Below are 1163 nucleotides of genomic sequence, written 5' to 3'. Positions count from 1 at the left end.
TTCCAATATTTCTTTTTCTATATTCATATTATTCCTCTCCAAAATTAATACTTAGGTATTTTTGTCAAAATACTTCTTCAATGGATATGCTTTTGTGCAAAGCAATGACAGTTCTGTGCATGTTGATGACATTGTGATTACACTTCTGTGCAATATGGTGACACTGTTGTGCAATTTGATGACACTTATCACCTCACCTTCTTTTTTCTTTTTATACCTTAAAGTTTTTACTTGCATTCAATCATGCGCCGATGTTGCACTAAAAGTGCTTCAAAAGTGCTTCAAAAGTGCTTCAAAAGTGCTTCAAAAGTGCTTCAAAAGTGCTTCAAAAGTGCTTCAAAAGTGCTTCAAAAGTGCTCCAGTGCGCTAAGTCTCATGGTAAACATAGGCACGCTGTCGATGTATACAAACCTCGTTCCTCGGTTGGTATTATCGCGTGCTAAAGGGGAATGCTCCCCTTTAATCCCCTATCGGTTTTCTTGCAACGAAGTTATCTCTTCTAATGTGAATATTCGGTAAAGGTTTGAGCGGTAATGCTCGAATGGATGCTTCGACTCTTTGAATCTTATGTACTCAATTTTATTGAAACGATTCTCCAGTAACCCTTTTAACTCTGGGCTGTTAACAACGAAAAATACAGCGTTCCAATATCGCTCATTTCTTGCCTGTATGTGGTTTTTAAAGAGGGTTCGATAGCGTGAAGTTGTTTGCATCGTTTGGTGCAACTCAAGTGCGATTTTTGCGCCCGATGGACTTTTGATTATGGCATCCGGTTTGTGCTCTACCGGATACTTTTTACGAACACTTTCAAGCCGACAATTTTCCCATTCACGCCATCCGTTTTTGAGTAACTGGAGCTGCATGAATTGCATTTTTATTTTGTGTTCTACGCTTTTCATCGTGACTCGATACGGGACAAAACTCTTCTCTTGTCCATCACTCTTTTGTTGGTTTTGTGCTAGACCTAAATCCGTTATGCCCCACAAAGCAAGCTTCCCGTTTTGGGTTTGAAGCTCGTACTTTTTGATGAAGCCTAAGCCCTTTAGTTTTGCTAGTAAGCGATCGAGCGGTTGTCTTTTTTGGTAATTCAAAAGCACCATTAAGTTACTGATCGTAGAGTACGTTTCTTGTATTAAAAACTGCACAACACACTGCATGTTATC

1 protein-coding gene is annotated in these 1163 nt (G+C 39.2%); it reads right to left on the bottom strand.

Features of this window, described 5'->3' with window-relative positions:
- Positions 1 to 467 precede the first annotated feature (467 nt).
- A partial coding sequence (gene mobC, locus AW165_RS18280; RefSeq protein ID WP_155859651.1) for a MobC family replication-relaxation protein occupies positions 468 to 1163 on the bottom strand: 696 nt, incomplete at its 5' end.

It is taken from the genome of Acinetobacter sp. LMB-5, from assembly GCF_001541635.1.
Classification (GTDB): Bacteria; Pseudomonadota; Gammaproteobacteria; order Pseudomonadales; family Moraxellaceae; genus Acinetobacter; species Acinetobacter pittii.
The sequence above is the reverse complement of the archived record's forward strand: the minus strand, read 5'-3'. Positions and strand labels throughout refer to the sequence as shown.